The sequence below is a fragment of the Pseudomonas sp. B707 genome (assembly GCF_022496685.1).
Taxonomy (GTDB): Bacteria; Pseudomonadota; Gammaproteobacteria; order Pseudomonadales; family Pseudomonadaceae; genus Aquipseudomonas; species Aquipseudomonas paraglycinae.
Map to the genome: position 1 here is coordinate 41,913 of NZ_WTVE01000009.1, position 19,015 is coordinate 60,927.

General features: G+C 61.8%; 19 protein-coding genes. 13 read left to right on the forward strand and 6 right to left on the reverse strand.

Annotation, left to right across the window (positions count from 1 at the left end):
* The first annotated feature begins 108 nt into the window (after positions 1 to 108).
* The 4 genes from potA (at position 109) to GQX66_RS03130 (ending at position 4,210) form a co-directional block, all read left to right on the forward strand.
* Complete coding sequence (gene potA / locus GQX66_RS03115) at positions 109 to 1,251, forward strand: polyamine ABC transporter ATP-binding protein (protein WP_007957110.1); 1,143 nt, start codon at positions 109 to 111, stop codon at positions 1,249 to 1,251.
* Complete coding sequence (locus GQX66_RS03120; protein ID WP_039770920.1) at positions 1,248 to 2,162, forward strand: ABC transporter permease subunit; 915 nt, start codon at positions 1,248 to 1,250, stop codon at positions 2,160 to 2,162. Before potA ends, GQX66_RS03120 begins: the two co-directional genes overlap by 4 nt.
* A complete protein-coding gene (locus tag GQX66_RS03125; protein ID WP_102717775.1) occupies positions 2,159 to 3,043 on the forward strand; it encodes an ABC transporter permease subunit in 885 nt (294 codons plus the stop codon). Before GQX66_RS03120 ends, GQX66_RS03125 begins: the two co-directional genes overlap by 4 nt.
* A 69-nt stretch (positions 3,044 to 3,112) precedes the next feature.
* Positions 3,113 to 4,210, forward strand: coding sequence for a polyamine ABC transporter substrate-binding protein (locus GQX66_RS03130; protein WP_085748280.1), 1,098 nt, complete (start codon positions 3,113 to 3,115; stop codon positions 4,208 to 4,210).
* Between the two features lie 260 nt (positions 4,211 to 4,470).
* On the opposite strand, the gene thpR is transcribed toward GQX66_RS03130, so the two are convergent.
* Positions 4,471 to 5,010: an RNA 2',3'-cyclic phosphodiesterase gene (gene thpR, locus GQX66_RS03135; protein ID WP_240866237.1), complete on the reverse strand. Its 540-nt coding sequence runs from the start codon at positions 5,008 to 5,010 to the stop codon at positions 4,471 to 4,473.
* A gap of 107 nt (positions 5,011 to 5,117) precedes the next feature.
* Between thpR and GQX66_RS03140 the strand changes: the two genes are divergently transcribed.
* Positions 5,118 to 5,312: a hypothetical protein gene (locus GQX66_RS03140; protein ID WP_007957125.1), complete on the forward strand. Its 195-nt coding sequence runs from the start codon at positions 5,118 to 5,120 to the stop codon at positions 5,310 to 5,312.
* A 15-nt stretch (positions 5,313 to 5,327) separates the two neighbouring features.
* Here the strand turns inward: GQX66_RS03140 and GQX66_RS03145 are convergent, their stop codons facing one another.
* A complete protein-coding gene (locus GQX66_RS03145) occupies positions 5,328 to 5,681 on the reverse strand; it encodes a DUF1428 domain-containing protein (RefSeq protein ID WP_085748278.1) in 354 nt (117 codons plus the stop codon).
* 2 nt (positions 5,682 to 5,683) lie between these two features.
* Complete coding sequence (locus GQX66_RS03150) at positions 5,684 to 6,763, reverse strand: hypothetical protein (RefSeq protein WP_240866246.1); 1,080 nt, start codon at positions 6,761 to 6,763, stop codon at positions 5,684 to 5,686.
* 223 nt (positions 6,764 to 6,986) lie between these two features.
* Here GQX66_RS03150 and GQX66_RS03155 point away from each other — a divergent pair, with 223 nt between their 5' ends.
* The gene (locus GQX66_RS03155; RefSeq protein ID WP_039770930.1) at positions 6,987 to 7,259 is read left to right on the forward strand and encodes a hypothetical protein; all 273 of its coding nucleotides are present in this window, start codon (positions 6,987 to 6,989) and stop codon (positions 7,257 to 7,259) included.
* Between the two features lie 43 nt (positions 7,260 to 7,302).
* On the opposite strand, the gene GQX66_RS03160 is transcribed toward GQX66_RS03155, so the two are convergent.
* A complete protein-coding gene (locus GQX66_RS03160; protein ID WP_064382340.1) occupies positions 7,303 to 7,509 on the reverse strand; it encodes a hypothetical protein in 207 nt (68 codons plus the stop codon).
* 234 nt (positions 7,510 to 7,743) lie between these two features.
* Between GQX66_RS03160 and GQX66_RS03165 the strand changes: the two genes are divergently transcribed.
* The 4 genes from GQX66_RS03165 (at position 7,744) to paoC (ending at position 13,512) form a co-directional block, all read left to right on the forward strand.
* Positions 7,744 to 9,498 (forward strand): L-lactate permease, encoded by a 1,755-nt coding sequence (locus tag GQX66_RS03165; protein ID WP_240866249.1) that lies wholly within the window; start codon positions 7,744 to 7,746, stop codon positions 9,496 to 9,498.
* Between the two features lie 224 nt (positions 9,499 to 9,722).
* Complete coding sequence (paoA, locus tag GQX66_RS03170) at positions 9,723 to 10,364, forward strand: aldehyde dehydrogenase iron-sulfur subunit PaoA (protein WP_276613307.1); 642 nt, start codon at positions 9,723 to 9,725, stop codon at positions 10,362 to 10,364.
* Entirely contained in the window at positions 10,361 to 11,317 is a 957-nt protein-coding gene (locus GQX66_RS03175) for a xanthine dehydrogenase family protein subunit M (RefSeq protein ID WP_240866254.1), read from the forward strand. The genes paoA and GQX66_RS03175 overlap by 4 nt, the downstream gene beginning before the upstream one ends.
* A complete protein-coding gene (gene paoC / locus GQX66_RS03180; protein WP_240866257.1) occupies positions 11,314 to 13,512 on the forward strand; it encodes an aldehyde oxidoreductase molybdenum-binding subunit PaoC in 2,199 nt (732 codons plus the stop codon). Before GQX66_RS03175 ends, paoC begins: the two co-directional genes overlap by 4 nt.
* 55 nt (positions 13,513 to 13,567) lie before the next feature.
* Here the strand turns inward: paoC and GQX66_RS03185 are convergent, their stop codons facing one another.
* Positions 13,568 to 14,512, reverse strand: a complete 945-nt coding sequence (locus GQX66_RS03185; protein WP_178083790.1) for an aldo/keto reductase — start codon at positions 14,510 to 14,512, stop codon at positions 13,568 to 13,570.
* 111 nt (positions 14,513 to 14,623) lie between these two features.
* On the opposite strand from GQX66_RS03185, the gene GQX66_RS03190 reads away from it, so the two are divergent.
* The 3 genes from GQX66_RS03190 to GQX66_RS03200 all read left to right on the forward strand — a co-directional run bounded on the left by GQX66_RS03190 (position 14,624) and on the right by GQX66_RS03200 (position 17,222).
* The gene (locus GQX66_RS03190) at positions 14,624 to 15,394 is read left to right on the forward strand and encodes an alpha/beta fold hydrolase (RefSeq protein WP_240866261.1); all 771 of its coding nucleotides are present in this window, start codon (positions 14,624 to 14,626) and stop codon (positions 15,392 to 15,394) included.
* Between the two features lie 130 nt (positions 15,395 to 15,524).
* Entirely contained in the window at positions 15,525 to 16,391 is an 867-nt protein-coding gene (locus GQX66_RS03195) for a CAP domain-containing protein (protein WP_240866264.1), read from the forward strand.
* A 402-nt stretch (positions 16,392 to 16,793) separates the two neighbouring features.
* Positions 16,794 to 17,222 (forward strand): nuclear transport factor 2 family protein, encoded by a 429-nt coding sequence (locus GQX66_RS03200; protein WP_240866275.1) that lies wholly within the window; start codon positions 16,794 to 16,796, stop codon positions 17,220 to 17,222.
* 66 nt (positions 17,223 to 17,288) lie between these two features.
* Here the strand turns inward: GQX66_RS03200 and mqo are convergent, their stop codons facing one another.
* Positions 17,289 to 18,938, reverse strand: coding sequence for a malate dehydrogenase (quinone) (mqo, locus tag GQX66_RS03205; RefSeq protein WP_039770951.1), 1,650 nt, complete (start codon positions 18,936 to 18,938; stop codon positions 17,289 to 17,291).
* Between the last annotated feature and the right edge of the window lie 77 nt (positions 18,939 to 19,015).

Below are 19,015 nucleotides of genomic sequence, written 5' to 3' on the forward strand. Positions count from 1 at the left end.
CCGGCAGCCAGGACGGCGGCGCCGAACAACCCGCACGGTGCGGGTCTGCAATCCACTCTTAAGCCAGGCCGCGTTGGCCCGGCGACTGAAACCTGTTGGGAGTTTCACATGGCAAACGCCTCCAGCACTTACAGGAAGGCTCTTGAAGGTCATCAGCAACCGAAAAAGGTTCTGGTGAAGGTCGATCGAGTTACCAAGAAGTTCGACGAAACCACTGCGGTGGACGATGTGTCCCTGGAGATCCATCAGGGCGAAATCTTCGCCCTGCTCGGCGGCTCCGGCTCGGGCAAATCGACCTTGCTGCGCATGCTCGCCGGTTTCGAACGGCCGACTGAAGGACGCATTCTGCTCGACGGTGTCGACATCACCGACATGCCGCCGTACGAGCGGCCGATCAACATGATGTTCCAGTCCTACGCCCTGTTCCCGCACATGACCGTGGCGCAGAACATCGCCTTCGGCCTCAAGCAGGACCGTTTGCCGGCCAGCGAAATCGATGCCCGCGTCGAAGAAATGCTGCGCCTCGTCCACATGACCCAATACGCCAAGCGCCGCCCGCATCAACTGTCCGGCGGCCAGCGTCAGCGCGTGGCCCTCGCCCGCTCCCTGGCCAAGCGTCCGAAGCTGTTGCTGCTCGACGAACCGATGGGCGCACTGGATAAAAAACTGCGTTCGCAGATGCAGCTAGAACTGGTTGAGATCATCGAGCGCGTCGGCGTGACCTGCGTGATGGTGACCCACGACCAGGAAGAGGCCATGACCATGGCTGAGCGCATCGCGATCATGCACCTGGGCTGGATCGCCCAGATCGGCAGCCCGGTCGACATCTATGAAGCGCCGGTCAGCCGCATGGTCTGCGAATTCATCGGCAACGTGAACGCCTTCGACGGCACCGTGGTCGAGGACCTTGAAGGTCACGCGATCATTCACAGCCCGGACTTGCAGCAAAAGATCTACGTCGGTCATGGCGTCAGCACTTCGGTGCAGGACAAGTCGATCACCTACGCGATCCGCCCGGAAAAAATGCTCGTCAGCACGATCAAGCCGGAGACCCGCTACAACTGGTCCGAAGGCAAGGTGCATGACATCGCCTACCTCGGCGGCCACTCGGTGTTTTACGTCGAGCTGCCGAGCGGCAAGATCGTCCAGTCGTTCATGGCCAACGCCGAACGTCGTGGCGCGCGTCCGACCTGGGACGACAAGGTCTACGTCTGGTGGGAAGACGACAGCGGCGTGGTACTGCGCTCATGAGAACCTTCAATCAGCAATTCCTGCGCCTGGTGCCCAGCGGGCGAAAGTTCGTCATCGGCATCCCGTTCATCTGGCTGTTCCTGTTCTTCATGCTGCCGTTCTTTCTGGTGATGAAGATCAGCTTCTCGGAAGCCGCGCTGTCGATCCCGCCGTACTCGGAGATCTACACCTACGCCGAACAGAAATTCCAGCTGTTCCTGAACATCGGCAACTACACCCTGCTCGGCGAAGACGAGCTGTACCTGTCGGCTTACCTCGGTTCGCTGAAGGTGGCGCTGCTCAGTACGCTGATGTGTCTGGTGATCGGTTTCCCGATGGCCTACGCGATCACCAAGACCGGCAAGGAAACGCAAAACGTCCTGCTGCTGTTGATCATGATGCCGACCTGGACTGCGATCCTGATCCGCGTCTATGCATGGATGGGCATCCTCAGCAACAACGGTTTGCTCAACGCATTTTTGATGTGGACCGGGCTCACCGATCACCCGATCGAGATCCTCAACACCAACACGGCCGTGTATATCGGCGTGGTTTACGCCTACCTGCCTTTCATGGTGCTGCCGCTCTACGCCAACCTGGTGAAGCACGACGGCAGCCTGCTGGAAGCCGCGCAGGATCTGGGTTCGAGCAACTTCAACAACTTCTGGAAAATCACTGTGCCGCTGGCCAAGAACGGCATCATCGCCGGCTGCATGCTGGTGTTCATTCCGGTGGTGGGCGAGTTCGTGATTCCGGAACTGCTGGGCGGCCCGGAGACCCTGATGATCGGTCGCGTGCTATGGCAAGAGTTCTTCAATAACCGCGACTGGCCGGTGGCGTCCGCGCTGGCGGTGGTGATGCTGTTGATCCTGATTGTGCCGATTCTGCTGTTCAACCGCAGCCAGGCCAAAGAGATGGAGGCACGGGGATGAAACGCTTCGGTTTTGCAAAGTTCATGTTGATCTTCGGCCTGACGTTCATTTATCTGCCGATGCTGATTCTGGTGATCTACTCGTTCAACGCCTCGAAACTGGTGACGGTCTGGGGCGGCTGGTCGGTGAAGTGGTACGTCGGCCTGCTCGACAACACCCAACTGATGGGCTCGGTGGTGCGCTCGCTGGAAATCGCTTGCTACACCGCGATTGCCGCCGTAGCGCTGGGCACCCTCGCCGCCTTCGTGCTGACTCGTATCACCCGCTTCAAGGGTCGCACGCTGTTCGGTGGTCTGGTCACCGCGCCGCTGGTGATGCCTGAGGTGATTACCGGTCTGTCGCTGTTGCTGCTGTTCGTGGCGATGGCGCAACTGATCGGCTGGCCGCAGGAGCGTGGCATCGTCACCATCTGGATCGCCCACACCACGTTTTGTGCCGCTTATGTGGCGGTGGTAGTCTCCGCCCGCTTGCGCGAGCTGGACCTGTCGATCGAAGAAGCGGCGATGGATCTGGGCGCGAAACCGTTCAAGGTGTTTTTCCTGATCACCATCCCGATGATCGCGCCGTCGCTGGCGGCGGGCGGCATGATGTCGTTCGCGCTGTCGCTGGACGATCTGGTGCTGGCGAGCTTCGTGTCGGGCCCGGGTTCGACGACCCTGCCGATGGAAGTGTTCTCGGCCGTGCGTCTGGGTGTGAAGCCCGAGATCAACGCCGTGGCCAGCCTGATTCTGCTGGCGGTGTCGCTGGTGACCTTCCTGGTCTGGTACTTCGGCCGCAAGGCAGAAGCCAACCGCAAGCGTGCGATTCAGGAAGCGATGGATCAGACCGCCAACGAATCGTGGCAGCAACCGCAACCTCAACGAGTGGCAGCGACGGCCTAGGGCCGTCGCGTTTTACGGCTTTGCGCTTTGGCTTAAAAGCTTTTGAATAAAAAGAATGGAGTTTCACCGATGAAAATGTTTGGCAGGACTCTGCTGACACTGTCCTTATTGGGCGCAATCGCCACGGGCGCCCAGGCCAACGACAAGGTGCTGCGCGTTTACAACTGGTCGGATTACATCGCTCCGGACACCGTCAAGAAGTTCGAGGACGAGACCGGCATCCGCGTGACCTACGATGTGTTCGACAGCAATGAAACCCTCGAGGCACGTCTGCTCGCGGGTAAATCCGGCTACGACATCGTGGTGCCGTCCAACAGTTTCCTGGCCAAGCAGATCAAGGCCGGGGTCTATCAGACTCTGGACAAATCGAAGCTGCCAAACTGGAAAAACCTCAACCCGGTGCTGCTGAAAAACGCCTCCGCCAGTGATCCGGAAAACGCCCACGCGTTCCCGTACATGTGGGGCTCGATCGGCATCGGCTTCAACCCGGACAAGGTCAAGGAAGTGCTCGGCAAGAATGCGCCGACCAACTCCTGGGACCTGCTGTTCAAACCGGAAAACGCCGAGAAGCTGAAGGCCTGTGGCATCAGCTTCCTCGATTCGCCGACCGAAATGCTCCCGGCCGCCCTGCACTACCTGGGCTATCCGGTGAACGACAAGGACGTGAAGCACATCGCCGAAGCCGAAGCGCTGTTCATGAAGATCCGGCCGTCGGTGGCGTATTTCCATTCGTCCAAGTACATCTCCGATCTGGCCAACGGCAACATCTGCGTGGCGGTCGGTTACTCGGGTGACGTGCTGCAGGCCAAGGCCCGCGCGGTGGAATCGGGCAACAAGGTCGAAATCGACTACAGCATTCCCAAGGAAGGCGCCGGCAGTTTCTATGACATGGTCGCGATCCCGCGCGATGCCGCCAACGTCGAGAACGCCTACCTGTTCATGAACTTCCTGATGCGCCCGGACATCATCGCCGAGGTCACCAACAGCATCGGCTACAGCAACGCCAACGAAGCCGCGACGCCGCTGGTGGATGAAGCGATCCGCAACGATCCGGGCTCGTACCCGCCGCAAGCGGTGATGGCCACGCTGTATGCGGTGCCGGATCAGCCGATTGCCACACAGCGGATCATGACCCGGGGCTGGACACGCGTGAAACTCGGCAAATAAACCTGGAGTACTCGCGGTGATCGTTCCCACGCTCCGCGTGGGAATGCCTCAATGGACGCTCTGCGTCCGCTTTGGGACGCGGAGCGTCCCGGGCTGCATTCCCACGCAGAGCGTGGGAACGATCAGGCAGTCAGCGATCAGAATCACAAGTTTCCGTTCATGCAGCGCCTTACCACCGCTGCCCCCTGCTCTGAACGGCCTCACCTGGCTTCCTCGGTTCAGGTGAATTCAGGCGCCCTCGGGCGCCTTTTTTTGTGGGCTCAGATCAGTGACCAGTCGGCCAGCGAGCGATAACGGCCCTTGTGGGATTCGAACAGCGCAAAGCGCTCAGCCCGCAGGAAGAACTCCGGCGGCGTGGCAGATTCCGGTTCCGGCGCCCGATAGTCCCGGGCCAGTGTCAGGTGCGGACGATACTCGCGCGTCGCCTCTTCAAATCCGAACGGCAACATCGCCTGCTCCAGCGCATACACCAGCCGCAACAATCCCTGCGGCGCCTGCTCGGGCGCCAGCGACAATACCCCGGCACGGCGCCAGACCTGCAACCGATCCAGTGAAATCCTCAGCGCCTCGCCCGGCGTGCGCACTTTTGCCGCCGCCTCGCAGACTTCGCCAATCTGCGCCAACGGCACCGCACCGAGAAACAGCAGCGTCAGATGAAAGTTGTCCGCCGGCACCGGTTTGCCGGTACGCAAACCCAGTTCGCCGCGCCACTGGGCAATCGCCTTGCGCTGCGCCGGCGGGCAGTCCAGGGCGAAGAACAGCCGCTTGAACGGTTGATCCCCGCGCGTTTCGTCCGTCATGGCCACGCTCCTTCGTTCGTCGAGATCCCTGGATTCTACACGCCCGTTTCTGGCGACTCTCGGCGTGGGGTTTATAGTTCAACGATTGCCATCAACCGGAGGACATCATGCGCGAGATCCTCAGCAAAGAACCCTGGTGGGCCCGACCGCCGAATCCCGGACAGGATGAGAGCGAACTGGAATGGGGCTGGCTGGTGCATTACAGCGAAGGTGAGCCGCGTTTCGAATTTGTGCGCGAGCGGCCGACGGACGAGCAGATTCGCAACCGCAAAGGCTGCCGGATCACCCCGTCGGCGGAGTGACCCGGCAACGCGGCATCAAGGCTCGAGAATGTCCTTGAAGCCACCGAAGATCATCCGCTGCCCATCGAACGGCATCGGATTGACGTCCGGCTGCATGCGCGGGTCTTCCATCATTTTCGCCATGCCGGCGTCGCGGGTGGCCTTGTCCGGCCAGACCAGCCAGCCCGCCGATACGGTTTCGCCTTCCTTGAGTTTCACCGCCATCGGGAATGAGGTGACCTTGCCGTCCGGCACGTCATCGCCCCAGCCCTGAATCACCTCCAGCGCGCCGTATTCCTTGAACAGCTTGGCGGCGATTTCGCAGTGCTTCTTGTACTGTTCGCGATTGGCATTCGGCACGGGCGCCACGAACACATCGATGTAAGCCATGATCATTCTCCTTGCAGGGTGGGTTCGATCTGCTGAGTAGTCGACTCGGGCGGCCGCCATTCGACACGGTTGACGCCCAACCCGACCGACGGCTCGTCCCGCCCGCCCAGATTTCCCTCGACCTGCGCCGCCATGTGCAGCGTGCCGGCCATCACGCCGGTGGTCGGGTTCTGCACCAGTTTCAGCCAGGCCTTGTCGAAGGTGTTGCCCAGGCTGCTGCGGATCAGCGCTTCGCTGTCCGGGCGGTCGTTGGCCTGAATGATTGCGCGGATGCCTGCCACCCCGACCGAAATCAGCGCCCCGGCCAGTTTGCCTGCCGCTGCCGCCACCGCGCTCGCGGCGCCGCGCGGGGCCATTTCCGCCTCCATGCGCTGGCTGGCACGCTTGGCCACCGGGGCCATGGCCGACTCCGTCGAGGTCACGCCTTTGGAACCGCCGTCGGTGTGAATCTTGTCGATCAGCGCGGCGTAGGCCGGCAGCGTGTTCAACGGCTCAGTGCTGACAACCTGATACAGCGAAGCATCCCTCGCCGACGGCGGGCCAAGGGCGATGGCGGGGATTTTCTGCAAGCGCCCGTTGAGCTGGGCGATGGGCACGCCGTGGCGCTGGGCGATGACCGGCATCTGCTGCGCCATCAGTTGCGCGTAAAACGCGGTGGACTGGCCGAGGATCGCGTCCGGGTCGATCTCCACCGCCACCGGCGCCAGTACCCGTTCCTGATATTGCTCCAGCAGATAGGCCGCCAGACGTTTGGCCGAGGCGCCCTGCTCGCCGCTGGCACTGATGGTGTACCAGCTGACCTTCATCGACAGCCATTCCTGGGTCCAGTAACTGCTGAACCACGGGATGAAATTTTCTTCAGTTTGCTCATAGACCCGAATGCGCCAATGTTCCATCGAGCCACGGGCGAACAGCTTGACCTGCTCGATGGCCTGCTTCGAGGCACTGACGATTTCGCGGTCGATCTGCTGCCAAGTCGCCGGCGAGACCACCACCGCCGGCGCGCTTACCGGGGCCCGCGCCGTGGTTGCGCAGCCGGCCAGCAACACCAGTGCGGCGACGAGCAGCGCACGCAGGTTCACGGTGGCGGTCCTTATCTGTTCTTCGGGCAGGAGACCTGAAGAATGCGGGGAAGATGAAATGAGTATAGGTGCGTGCAGTGCGCCGTTTATCCGCTGGTCAGGGCCGCGCCGGTCCAACCATCAATGCCGTCGATATTCACCATCGCGACGATTGCCTTCCGCATGTTGCTCGCCAAAGGCACGATTAGCCCATCCGAAACACACAGCACGAGGAGTTCACATCATGATCAATACCGTCACCCTCGCCGTGAGTTTCCCGGTCTTCGGCAGCAACTACTACGATCAGCACGCCGTGTCGCGCAAGACACAGGCGCTGGTGTTCGACGAAGCCTTCGAAGACCTGTTGATGCCCGCCGCGAGCAATCATTTCAGCAATGAAGTGGTGGGCCTCAACGATCAGTTCCGATTTCTGAGCGACATTCTCGCCACCCATTTGCTGGACATCGAGGCCTCCGTGCCTGCGCGATCCAGCGTCCGGGCGAGCGCTCATTTTTAATGCCAGAGGGCGCTCCCACAGGGGAACGCCCTCTTCGTTTCAGTCAGTCATCATCCCGGTCGCGGTGATAACGACGCCCGTCGCGGCGGTCGTCATCGCGGTCGTCCCAGCGCCGGTCATGATCGTAATAACGGCCATGATCGCGGTCGTAATGCCGGCCATGGCGATGGTCATCATCGAAATCCGCCACACAGCCGCCCAGCAGTACAGCGGCGGAAACGGTCAGCAGCAGGCTTGTTGCACGCATCATTCAGAATTTCCCTAAAACCAAGGTCTTGACGACGGAAACGGCAGCGCTGCCCACACCGAAGAGGCGCGGTGTGCGCTGCCGCAGATACGACCGGGGAAAACGACGATGATTCACCGACCGCCGATGACCGTTGATCGCCTCGCCCGCCTCGCCCGAGCGGCGGCCAAATGCCACCTATACTGCTTGCAACGCGCAAAGGATCTGCCCCTCAAGAACAACAAGCAGAGGTGCGACATGGTCTGGCAACAAGTCTATGACCCGTTCGGCAATCCGGTGATTTCCACGATCATGGCCGCCGTTCCCGTGGTGGTGATGCTGGCGGCGCTGGCCTTCTTTCACGTAAAGGCTCATCTGGCCGCACTGCTGGCGCTGGCCTCAGCGCTGTTGATCTCGATCTTCGCCTTCGGCATGCCCGCCAACATGGCCGGTTCTGCGGCGCTGTTCGGGGCGGCCAACGGGCTGCTGCCGATTGGCTGGATCGTGCTCAACATCATTTTTCTGCATCGTCTGACCACCGAGAACGGCTCGTTCAAGGTGTTGCAGGATTCGCTCGCCCGCATCACCGACGACCGGCGCCTGCAATTGCTGCTGATCGCCTTTTGTTTCGGTGCTTTCTTCGAAGGGGCCGCCGGGTTCGGTACCCCGGTGGCGGTGACCGGGGCCATTCTGATCGGTCTTGGTTTTTCGCCACTGGCAGCGTCCGGTCTGGCGCTGATCGCCAACACTGCGCCCGTGGCCTTTGGCGCCCTGGGCACGCCGATCATTACGCTGGCCAAGGTCACCGGGCTGGATGAAATGGAGTTGTCGATGATGGTGGGACGGCAATTGCCGTTCTTCTCGGTGCTGGTGCCGTTCTGGCTGATCTGGGCATTCGCCGGTTGGCGCAAGATGCTGGAAGTATGGCCGGCGATTCTGGTGGCTGGCGTGAGTTTCGCCATCCCGCAGTTTCTGGTTTCGAACTTCCACGGGCCGATGCTGGTAGATGTGATCGCCGCGCTGATTTCCATGGCCTGCCTGACGTTGTTCCTCAAGGTCTGGAGGCCGGCGACTGTTCATACCTCGGCCGCGCTGACGGGACGGCATGACGACTCGAAGGTCGAAGAAGAAAAAATCACGGCCAGCGCCGCATTCAGCGATCAGGCGCGCCCGGCAGTGATGCGCGCGTGGATGCCGTGGATCATCCTCACGGTGTTCGTATTTGCCTGGGGCACCCAGGGTTTCAAGAACATGTTCGACACCCGTCCGGCGATGGACCCCGTTACCCAATCGGCCAAGCTTGATCCGCAGGGCAAACCGCTGCGCGAGGCCAATCCGGTGTTCGCCCCGGCCGTGACTTTCAGCTCCCTGCATCTGCAGATCGAAAAAGTCCCGCCGGTGGTCGCCGCGCCGAAAGCTGAAGAGGCGGTGTACAAGTTCACCTGGTTCACTGCCACCGGCAGCGGCATCCTGCTCGCGGCGATTGTCGGTGGATTGCTGATGGGCTACTCGATCCCGCAACTGATCAAACAGTACCTTCGCACACTGTGGGTGGTGCGCTTCTCGCTGATTACGATTGCCGCGATGCTGGCGCTGGGATTCCTGACCCGCTACTCGGGGCTGGACGCGACCATGGGGCTGGCATTCGCTGCCACGGGGATTTTCTACCCGATGTTCGGCACCTTGCTCGGCTGGCTTGGCGTAGCGCTTACCGGGTCGGATACCGCGTCCAACGTGCTGTTTGGCGGCTTGCAACGGGTGACGTCGGAGCAGCTGGGCATCAGCCCGGTCCTGATGGCGGCGGCCAACAGCTCCGGCGGAGTGATGGGCAAAATGGTCGACGCGCAGTCGATCGTGGTCGCCTCAACCGCGACACGCTGGTACGGCCATGAAGGGGAAATCCTGCGTTACGTGTTCTTCCATTCCATCGTGCTGGCAATCCTGGTCGGCGGTCTGGTGACGTTGCAGGCGTATGTGGCGCCGTTTACGTCCATGGTGGTCGGCGCACATTGAGAATCGCGGGTGCCTCGGTTGTGAGAGTGATCTGACTCACAGCCAAGGTACCCGCGTTCCTTCTGTCGATTCATGAACCGCGCGCATGAGGCCATGCGCAAATCAAAGAAAACCTTTTCCTCTCCAGCGTGGTCACTCCTAGAACAGAGCGAGACTGGCAACCACGCCAGCGTACCCGTGCGGGTCTTTCACACCCTGCCGACCTGATAGAGGAAGCCAAGCAAATGAATGACCATCCGCCAATGGCGATCTCCCGACGCCGTTTCCTGATTCTCGGTGCCGTGACCGCAACCGCGTTCGCGATGCCCCCTTTCATCAGCCTCAAGGCCTACGCGGCCAGCCTGGAGCAACCGGCCATGGCCAAAGTAACCATCGAAGTCAACGGCAAGCCACAGGCGCTGGAGGTTGATACTCGCACCACCCTGCTCGACGCCCTGCGCGAACACCTGCAGCTGACCGGCAGCAAAAAGGGCTGCGACCACGGCCAGTGCGGCGCCTGCACGGTGATCGTCGATGGCCGGCGAATCAATTCGTGCCTGACCCTGGCGGTGATGCAGGAAGGCGCCAAAGTCACCACCATCGAAGGCCTCGGCATGCCGGATCATCTGCATCCGATGCAGGCGGCGTTCATCAAGCATGATGGTTACCAGTGCGGCTACTGCACGCCGGGGCAGATCTGCTCGGCGGTGGCGGTGCTTCAGGAAATCCGCGACGGCATCCCCAGCCACGCCAGCGCCAGCCTCACCGAACCGCCGCAACTGATCGCCAGCGAATTGCAGGAACGCATGAGCGGCAACATCTGCCGTTGCGGCGCCTACTCGAACATCATCGAAGCCATCAGCGAAGTCGCGGAGGTGCCAGCATGAGAGCGTTCAACTACAGCCGCGCCGACTCTCCTGCCGCAGCCGCCGCCCAAGCCGCGCAAATCGAGGGCGCCCGCTTTATCGCCGGCGGTACCAATCTGCTGGACTTGATGAAACTCGACATCGAAACGCCGCAGCAGCTGATTGACGTTAATCACCTGGGCCTCGACCAGATCGAAGCGACCGACGACGGCGGCTTGCGCATCGGCGCGCTGGTGCGCAACACCGATCTGGCCGCCGACAACCGCGTCCGGAAAGACTACGCGCTGCTGTCCCGCGCCTTGCTCGCCGGCGCATCGGGCCAGTTGCGCAACATGGCGACCACCGCCGGCAATCTGCTCCAACGCACGCGCTGCCCGTATTTCTACGACACCAATCAGGCCTGCAATAAACGCAAACCCGGCAGTGGCTGCGCGGCGATTGGCGGGGTCAGTCGACAACTCGGCATTATCGGCGTCAGCGATGCTTGCATCGCGACCCATCCGAGTGACATGGCGATCGCGATGCGGGCGCTGGATGTTCAGGTCGAAACGCTCAAGGTCGATGGCAGCACTCGACGCATCGCCATCGCGGACTTCCATCAGTTGCCCGGCACCACACCGAATGTCGAAACCAGTCTGACGCCCGGTGAACTGATCACCGCCGTCACCCTGCCCGCGCCGGTGGGCGGCACGCATGTCTATCACAAGGTGCGCGACCGCTCGTCGTACGCCTTCGCGCTGGTGTCCGTCGGCCTGATCCTGCAGAAGGATGGCAGCGGGCGCATCGCCGTCGGTGGCATCGCGCCGAAACCCTGGCGAGTCGAAGCGGCGGAAGCGCTGCTGCCGCAAGGCGCGAAGGCCGTCAGTGCGCGCCTGCTCGACGGCGCCACGCCTACTTCTGACAACCAGTTCAAAGTGACATTGGTCGAGCGCACGATTGCCTCGGTGCTGGCCCAAGCGAGGGACGAAGCATGAAATTCGACACGCCCGCCACGACCAACCCGATTGATCAGTTGAACGTCATCGGTAAACCCACCGACCGCATTGAAGGCCCGCTGAAGACCAGCGGCCAGGCGCCTTACGCCTACGAGCAACATGAAGCCGTGAAGAATCAGGCGTACGGCGTAGTGGTCGGTTCGGCCATTGCCAAAGGTCGCATCATCCGCATCGATCTGGAGGCCGCCCGCGCCGCGCCGGGGGTGCTGACCATCGTCACCGCCGCCAACGCCGGCAAGCTCGGCAAAGGCCAATACAACGCCGCGCACCTGCTGGCCGGGCCACAAGTCCAGCACTATCACCAGGCAGTAGCGCTGGTGGTCGCCGAAACCTTCGAACAGGCGCGGGCTGCCGCGCAGTTGGTCAACGTCGAATACGCGGCCGACAAAGGTCAATTTGATCTGGCCAGCGTGCGCGACCAGGGCGTGGAACCGAAAGACGATCTGCCGGACGTCAAGCACGGCGATTTCGCCACCGCCTTCGCCGCCGCGCCCGTGCAGTTCGACCAGACCTACACCACGCCGGATCAATCCCACGCGATGATGGAGCCCCACGCGACACTCGCCGCCTGGAAAGGCGATCACGTGACGCTCTGGACTTCCAACCAGATGATCGCCTGGAGCGTCGGCGACATCGCCGCCACCCTCGGCCTGCCCAAGGAAAACGTGCGGCTGATCTCGCCATACATTGGTGGCGGTTTCGGCGGCAAGCTGTTCATTCGTGCCGACGCGATCCTCGCCGCCCTCGGCGCACGTCTGGCGAACCGACCCGTGAAGGTCGCCCTCGCCCGTCCGCAGATCGCCAACAACACTACCCACCGTCCCGCCACCATTCAGCGGATTCGCATGGGAGCGACAGCGGACGGCAAACTCACCGCCATCGCCCATGAAGGCTGGTCGGGCAACCTCGCCGACGGCAAGGTCGAAGTCGCGGCGCAACCGAGTCAATTGCTTTATGCCGCTGAAAATCGCTTGGTGACCATGCGCCTGGCGCCGCTGGATCTGCCGGAAGGCAACGCCATGCGCGCGCCGGGTGAAACGCCGGGGCTGATGGCACTGGAGATCGCCATGGACGAGATGGCCGAACAGCTCAAACTCGATCCGATCCAGTTCCGCATCCTCAACGACACGCAGGTCGATCCGGTGAAAACCGAGCGGCCGTTCTCCCAGCGGCGTCTGATTGAATGCCTGCAAACCGGCGCCGAACGTTTTGGCTGGAATAAGCGCAATGCGACGCCCGGCAGCCGTCGTGAAGGTCGCTGGCTGATCGGCATGGGCGTTGCGGCGGCGATTCGCAACAACCTGCTGGTGAAGTCCGGCGCACGCGTACGGCTGGAGCGCGACGGCAAGATCAGCGTGGAAACCGACATGACGGACATCGGCACCGGCAGCTACACGATCATTGCCCAGACCGCCGCCGAAGTGATGGGCGTGCGTCTCGACGATGTGGTTGTGCATTTGGGCGATTCGAATTTTCCGGTGTCGGCAGGCTCCGGCGGCCAGTTCGGCGCCAATTGCTCGACCGCCGGGGTTTACGCGGCGTGCATGAAGCTGCGCGAAGCGGTCGCGACCAAACTGGGCATGAACGCGGGTGAAGCGCAGTTTGCCGATGGCCACGTGCGCTTGGGCAGCAAAAACGTGACGTTACGTGAGGCCGCGCAACACGCCGCGATCGAAGTCGAGGACAGCATCGAATTCGCCGACCTCGCCAAGCAGTACCAGCAATCGACCTTCGGCGCGCACTTCGTCGAAGTCGCCGTCGATGCCGCCACCGGCGAAGTCCGCGTGCGGCGCATGCTCGCGGTGTGCGCCGCAGGGCGGATTCTCAATCCGAAATCAGCCCGCAGCCAGGTGATCGGCGCCATGACCATGGGCGTCGGCGCGGCGTTGATGGAAGAGCTCGCGGTGGACAAGCGCCACGGCTTTTTCGTCAACCATGACCTGGCGGGCTACGAAGTGCCGGTGCATGCCGACATCCCGCATCAGGAGGTGATCTTCCTCGATGAAACCGACCCGATTTCCTCGCCGATGAAAGCCAAGGGGGTCGGGGAACTGGGGATCTGCGGCGTGAGTGCGGCGGTGGCGAATGCGATCTATAACGCCACGGGCGCACGGGTGCGGGAGTACCCGATTACCCTCGACAAGGTTCTGGATGCGTTGCCGTCGATGATCTGAAACCGGTAGCGCACTAGCATGGGGTGCTAGTGCGCTACCACTCCCGGGAAGTTGATTAACTCACCAGCGCAATCAACTGCTGACGCTGCGCATCGGTCAGCATCAACCCGAACCCGGCGCCGGCATTGTCGGCCATGTACAACGGATTGCTGGTGCCGGGAATCACGCAGGTTACCGCCGGATGCGCCAGCAGGAATTTCAGCGCCAGTTGCGGCCAGCTCTTCGCCCCCACCTGAGCCGCCCAGCCTGGCAGCGGCTTGCCCTTGAGCCGCGCGAGCAGGTCACCACCACCGAACGGTCGGTTGCAGATCACCGCCACCCCGCGTTCGCGGCACAGCGGCAGGATGCGTTTCTCGACCCCGCGATCATCCAGGGCGTAGTTGATTTGCAGGAAGTCCAGCGGCTCGGCCTTGAGCACCGCTTCGACCTCCTCATAGGCCGACGGCGTGTAGTGAGTGATGCCGATGTAGCGGATGCGGCCCTGCTCTTTCCAGTCGCGCAGGGTCGGCAGATGGGTTTGCCAGTCGAGCAGGTTGTGGATCTGCATCAGGTCGATGCGCTCGGTGCGCAGCAGGCTGAACGACTGTTCCATCTGCGCAATGCCCTCCTCGCGACCACGGGTCCAGACCTTGGTCGCCAGAAACGCCGGCGAGCGCGGTTCGTGGATCGACAGCAATTCACCGGTGGTTTCCTCGGCGCGGCCGTACATGGGGGAGCTGTCGATCAGCGTCCCGCCCTTTTTGAACAGCTCGCCGAGCACCGCCGGCAATTGTTTGTAGACCGGATCGCCGGGAGCGACGTCGAAACCGCGATAAGTGCCCAACCCCACCAGCGGCAGTGGCTCGGAGCTCGAAGGGATGGCGCGGGTCTGCATGGTCTGGGCTCCTGTGGCGTTCGGCAACGAAATGGCGGCCAGCGCCCGGTCAAAGGTGAAAACCGCTGACACCCCGGCTGCCAGTGTCAGCAACCGGCGGCGGGAATATCCCTCAGTGTGGTTCATGCTGGCGCCCTTGCCCTGTGGATCTGTTGCACCTTGTGTTTTGACGCAGCCCGCAAAACCGTTGGACTACACTGCGACAGCCAACCTGCGCGCCCGGTTAAAGTTAGTCGAATGTCCAGAACCCTGTTGTCACTCGTCGCATTGATCGTCGCCGTGTACCTGATCCTGTGCGCGGCGCTGTTCGTTTTTCAGCGGGCGCTGATTTATTTTCCGCAGCCCGCCAGCCTCGTTTCACCGGAGTCTCGGTTGACGCTGGCCATGCCCGACGCCGACATCCGCGTGACGGTGCGCGAGCGCGCCGGGCCCAGAGCGCTGATCTATTTCGGCGGCAATGCCGAGGACGTTTCGCACAATCTGCCGGAGTTTTCCGAGGCGTTTCCTGACTATTCGCTGTATTTGCTGCATTACCGGGGTTTTGGTGGCAGCGGCGGTTCGCCCTCCGAAGAAGCGATCGCCGAGGATGCGCTGGCGCTGTTCGATCAGGTCTATGCCAGTCATCCGCAGGTCGCGCTGCTGGGACGCAGCCTCGGTTCCGGTGTCGCGGTGCGTCTGGCCAGCCAACGGCCGGTGGCGCGGCTGATTCTGGTCACGCCCTACAACAGCCTCGAAGAAATCGCCGCCCGCCAATATCCGTGGGTGCCGGTGCAGTGGTTGCTCAAGGATCGTTTCCGGTCCGGCCAGTACGCGGCACATATCCGCGTGCCGACGCTGCTGCTGGCGGCGAGTGATGACGAGGTGATTCCAAGGGCCAGCACCGAGCGCTTGCTGCACAGTTTTCCCGACGGTGTGGCCACGCTCAAAGTGGTGAACGACTCGGCACACAATTCGATTTCCGAACGGCCGCAATATCTGCAATGGATGCAGGATGTGTTGAATCGCTGAGCACTTCGTCGGCAGCCGATGAAACCCGGCGCTGCTTCGTGAACCAAGTGCAAAAAGGCCAGTCCTACCCGCGCCGCGTTCTGCGGTTCACTCACCTTCTGTGTTGTCCTTTTTCAGAGCTTTGCGTCCCATGCGCCACGCCGTTCGTTCGTCTCGCTTCGTTTCGCTGTGCCTGTTGATCCTTTCTCCCCTGCTTTCTCCCTCTGCCCACGCCGGTGCCGAGCGACAACTGGTGGCCGCCATCAACGACTACCGCGCCCATCCGCAACGCTGTGACCGACGCACCGCCCAACGGCTGGCGCCGCTGACGCTGAAGTCGAGCCTGGCGTTACCGGTCGGTTATGGTTATGGCGGTGGATTGCGCGAACGATTGAAAGACTCCGGCTATGCCGCCGTGGCGGTGCGCAGCATCCGGATCGTCGGCGCACAGGACGCCGAAGAGGCGTTCGAAATGCTGCAAGACGATTACTGCGGCGCGTTGCTCGACGGTCAATACGCCGACATCGGCATCAGCCGCGCCCGCAGCGAATGGCAAGTGGTGCTGGCCCGGCCGGTGCTCGACAGTCGCGTCGGCGACAACCGCAGCGTCGGCAAGGCCTTGCTGGCCGAAGTCAACGCCGCCCGCGCCCGACCCCGTATGTGCGGTCGCCAGCGCTTCGCCGCCGCCCGCCCCTTGAGCTGGAACCCGGCACTCGGCGCCGCCGCTCAGGGCCACAGCAAGGCCATGGCCTACGGCAATTATTTCGCCCACCGCGACCCGGACGGCGACGGCCCGGCAGATCGCGCCCGGGCGGCCGGTTACCGTGGCCGGCAGATCGGCGAAAACATCGCCGCCGGACAAAGCTCACCGGGCAAAGCCATGGCCGGCTGGCTGGCCAGCCCCGGACACTGCGCCAACTTGATGAACCCGATGTTCACCCAGGTCGGCGCCGGGTTTGCCAGCGAGGCGCGCAGTGATGAAGGGGTTTACTGGACGATGGTGTTCGGGGCGCCTTGATCCGGTTCCATCCGAAACCGTCGAAGAGCGCTGCAAGTCGCAACTCGACGGCTGATCGTCAGACCGGAGAAATCGTGGCAAGGACGCCAATCATGATGGTCAACACAAGAAAGCCGCCGAGGAAAATCGCCATCTTAGCCATGAAGGCCTCCTGAATACTGAATGTCCGGCGCACCGGGCGCTCCGGAATGAAGCGCGTCGCGTATGACCGAACGGCAGGGCTATTTTGGGCGCATGGCTGAGATGGTTACAGATGCAGATTCGACAGGAAAAAGCGGATCAGATGGATCGGGCTGGCGCATGGGTCGACATTCAGATCGGTACAAATGGTTTCCATTGCGCCGCTTTGATCTAGAGTCATGGGCGCCGCGCCAAGAACAACAAAAATACAGGAGTGAAACCATGTCCGACCTGAACCTGCACCCCAACGCCGCCGAGTCCCTGAATCGCTGGCACGAGATGATCCGCACCGGCAATCTCAAGGCCCTGCCCGACCTGCTCGATTCCAAAGCGGTGTTCCGCTCGCCGATGGCCCACACGCCTTACCCGGGTGCACCGGTGGTCTCGATGATCCTCAATACCGTTTTCGAGGTGTTTGAAGACTTCAATTACCACCGTGAACTGGCGACGGCCGATGGTCTGAATGTGGTGCTGGAATTCAGCGCCAAAGTGGGGACGAAAGAGCTCAAGGGCATCGACATGATCCGTTTCGATGAACAGGGCAAGATCGTCGAGTTCGAGGTGATGGTAAGGCCATTGAGTGGCTTGCAGGCGTTGGGCGAGGAAATGGGCCGGCGGCTGGGGGCTTATCTGGCGGCCGCCAAGGCCTGAAACCCGGACACAAAAAAGCCCACTGACCGTCGCCGGTTCAGTGGGCTTCGTGTGTCAGGCGTCTAGTTACAGAGCCATGTCACGTGCAGCGCTTTCTTTCGGAGCCGGGGCTTTTTCAGCCGAGGCGTCCGCCGCTGGAGCTGCAACCTGACCAATCACCGGAGGGGTTGGCAGTTGCAGGATCTTGGCGGTGTAAGCCCACTCTTCAGCGACTTTGGCTGGATCGTTGTTCAGCTGGGTGCCGTAGCTTGGAACGATCTGGTGCAGCTTGGCTTGCCACTCAGGGCTGGCGACTTTGTCTTTGAAGACTTTCTGCAGCACGCTCAGCATGATCGGTGCAGCGGTCGATGCGCCTGGGGATGCGCCCAGCAGACCGGCGATGGAGCCGTCCTTGGAAGCAACGATTTCGGTGCCCAGTTTCAGCACGCCGCCAGCGGCTTCATCACGCTTGATGATTTGCACGCGCTGGCCGGCTTGCCACAGGCGCCAGTCTTCGGCCTTGGCGTTCGGGAAGTATTCCTTCAGCGCGTTCAGACGGTCTTCATCCGACAGCATCAGTTGACCGGCCAGGTACTCGACCAGCGGGTATTCCTTGATGCCGACCTTGGTCATAGGCCAGATGTTGTGAGTGGTGGTGCTGGTCAGCAGGTCCAGGTACGAACCTTCTTTCAGGAACTTGGTGCTGAAAGTCGCGAACGGGCCAAACAAGATGACGCGCTTGCCGTCCAGGACACGGGTGTCCAGGTGCGGAACGGACATCGGAGGCGCGCCAACCGAAGCTTTACCGTAGGCCTTGGCCAGGTGCTGTTCGGCGATGGCCGGGTTATCAGTCACCAGGAACGAGCCGCCTACCGGGAAGCCAGCGTATTCCTTGGCTTCTTCGATACCGGATTTCTGCAGCAGGTGCAGTGCACCGCCGCCGGCGCCGATGAACACGAACTTGGCGTCGGTTTCAGTCTTGGTGCCGTCTTTCAGGTTCTTGTAGCTGACGCGCCAGGTGCCATCGGCATTCTTGGTGATGTCCTGTACTTCGCTGGACAGCTTCAAGTTGAAGTTAGGCTTGGTCTGCAGGTAACCGGCGAACTGGCGGGTGATTTCGCCGAAGTTCATGTCGGTACCCAGCGGGCTCCAGGTGGCCGCGATTTTCTGGTTCGGGTCACGCCCTTCCATCATCAGCGGAACCCACTTCTTGATCACAGCCGGGTCTTCGGAGTACTGCATGCCGGCGAACAGCGGGCTCGCTTGCAGGGCTTCGTAGCGCTTTTTCAGGAACTTGATGTTGTCATCGCCCCACACGAAGCTCATGTGCGGAGTGGTGTTGATGAACGAACGAGGGTCCTTCAGGACGCCTTGACGAACCTGCCAGGCCCAGAACTGACGGGAGACCTGGAACGCTTCGTTGATCTCGACGGCTTTCGGGATGGTGACATTGCCCTTGTCGTCTTCCGGGGTGTAATTCAGCTCGGCAAGTGCCGAGTGACCGGTACCGGCGTTGTTCCAGCCGTTGGAGCTTTCCAGGGCGACGCCGTCGAGGCGCTCGACCATTTCCATCGACCAGGTAGGTTCCAGCTCATTGATCCACACACCGAGGGTGGTGCTCATGATGCCGCCGCCGATCAGCAGGACGTCGACTTTCTTTGCTTCTTCGGCATTGGCGGAAGACATCCCCATCGCCAAAGCCAGCCCCAGCAAGGCTGTGTTCACTTTCTTAAACATCTGTTGCACCTATGATAAAACGCCTTCCGCCCGCCGCTGTTGTACGTATGAGGTCCCCTCTTTCGCGACACTCAGGC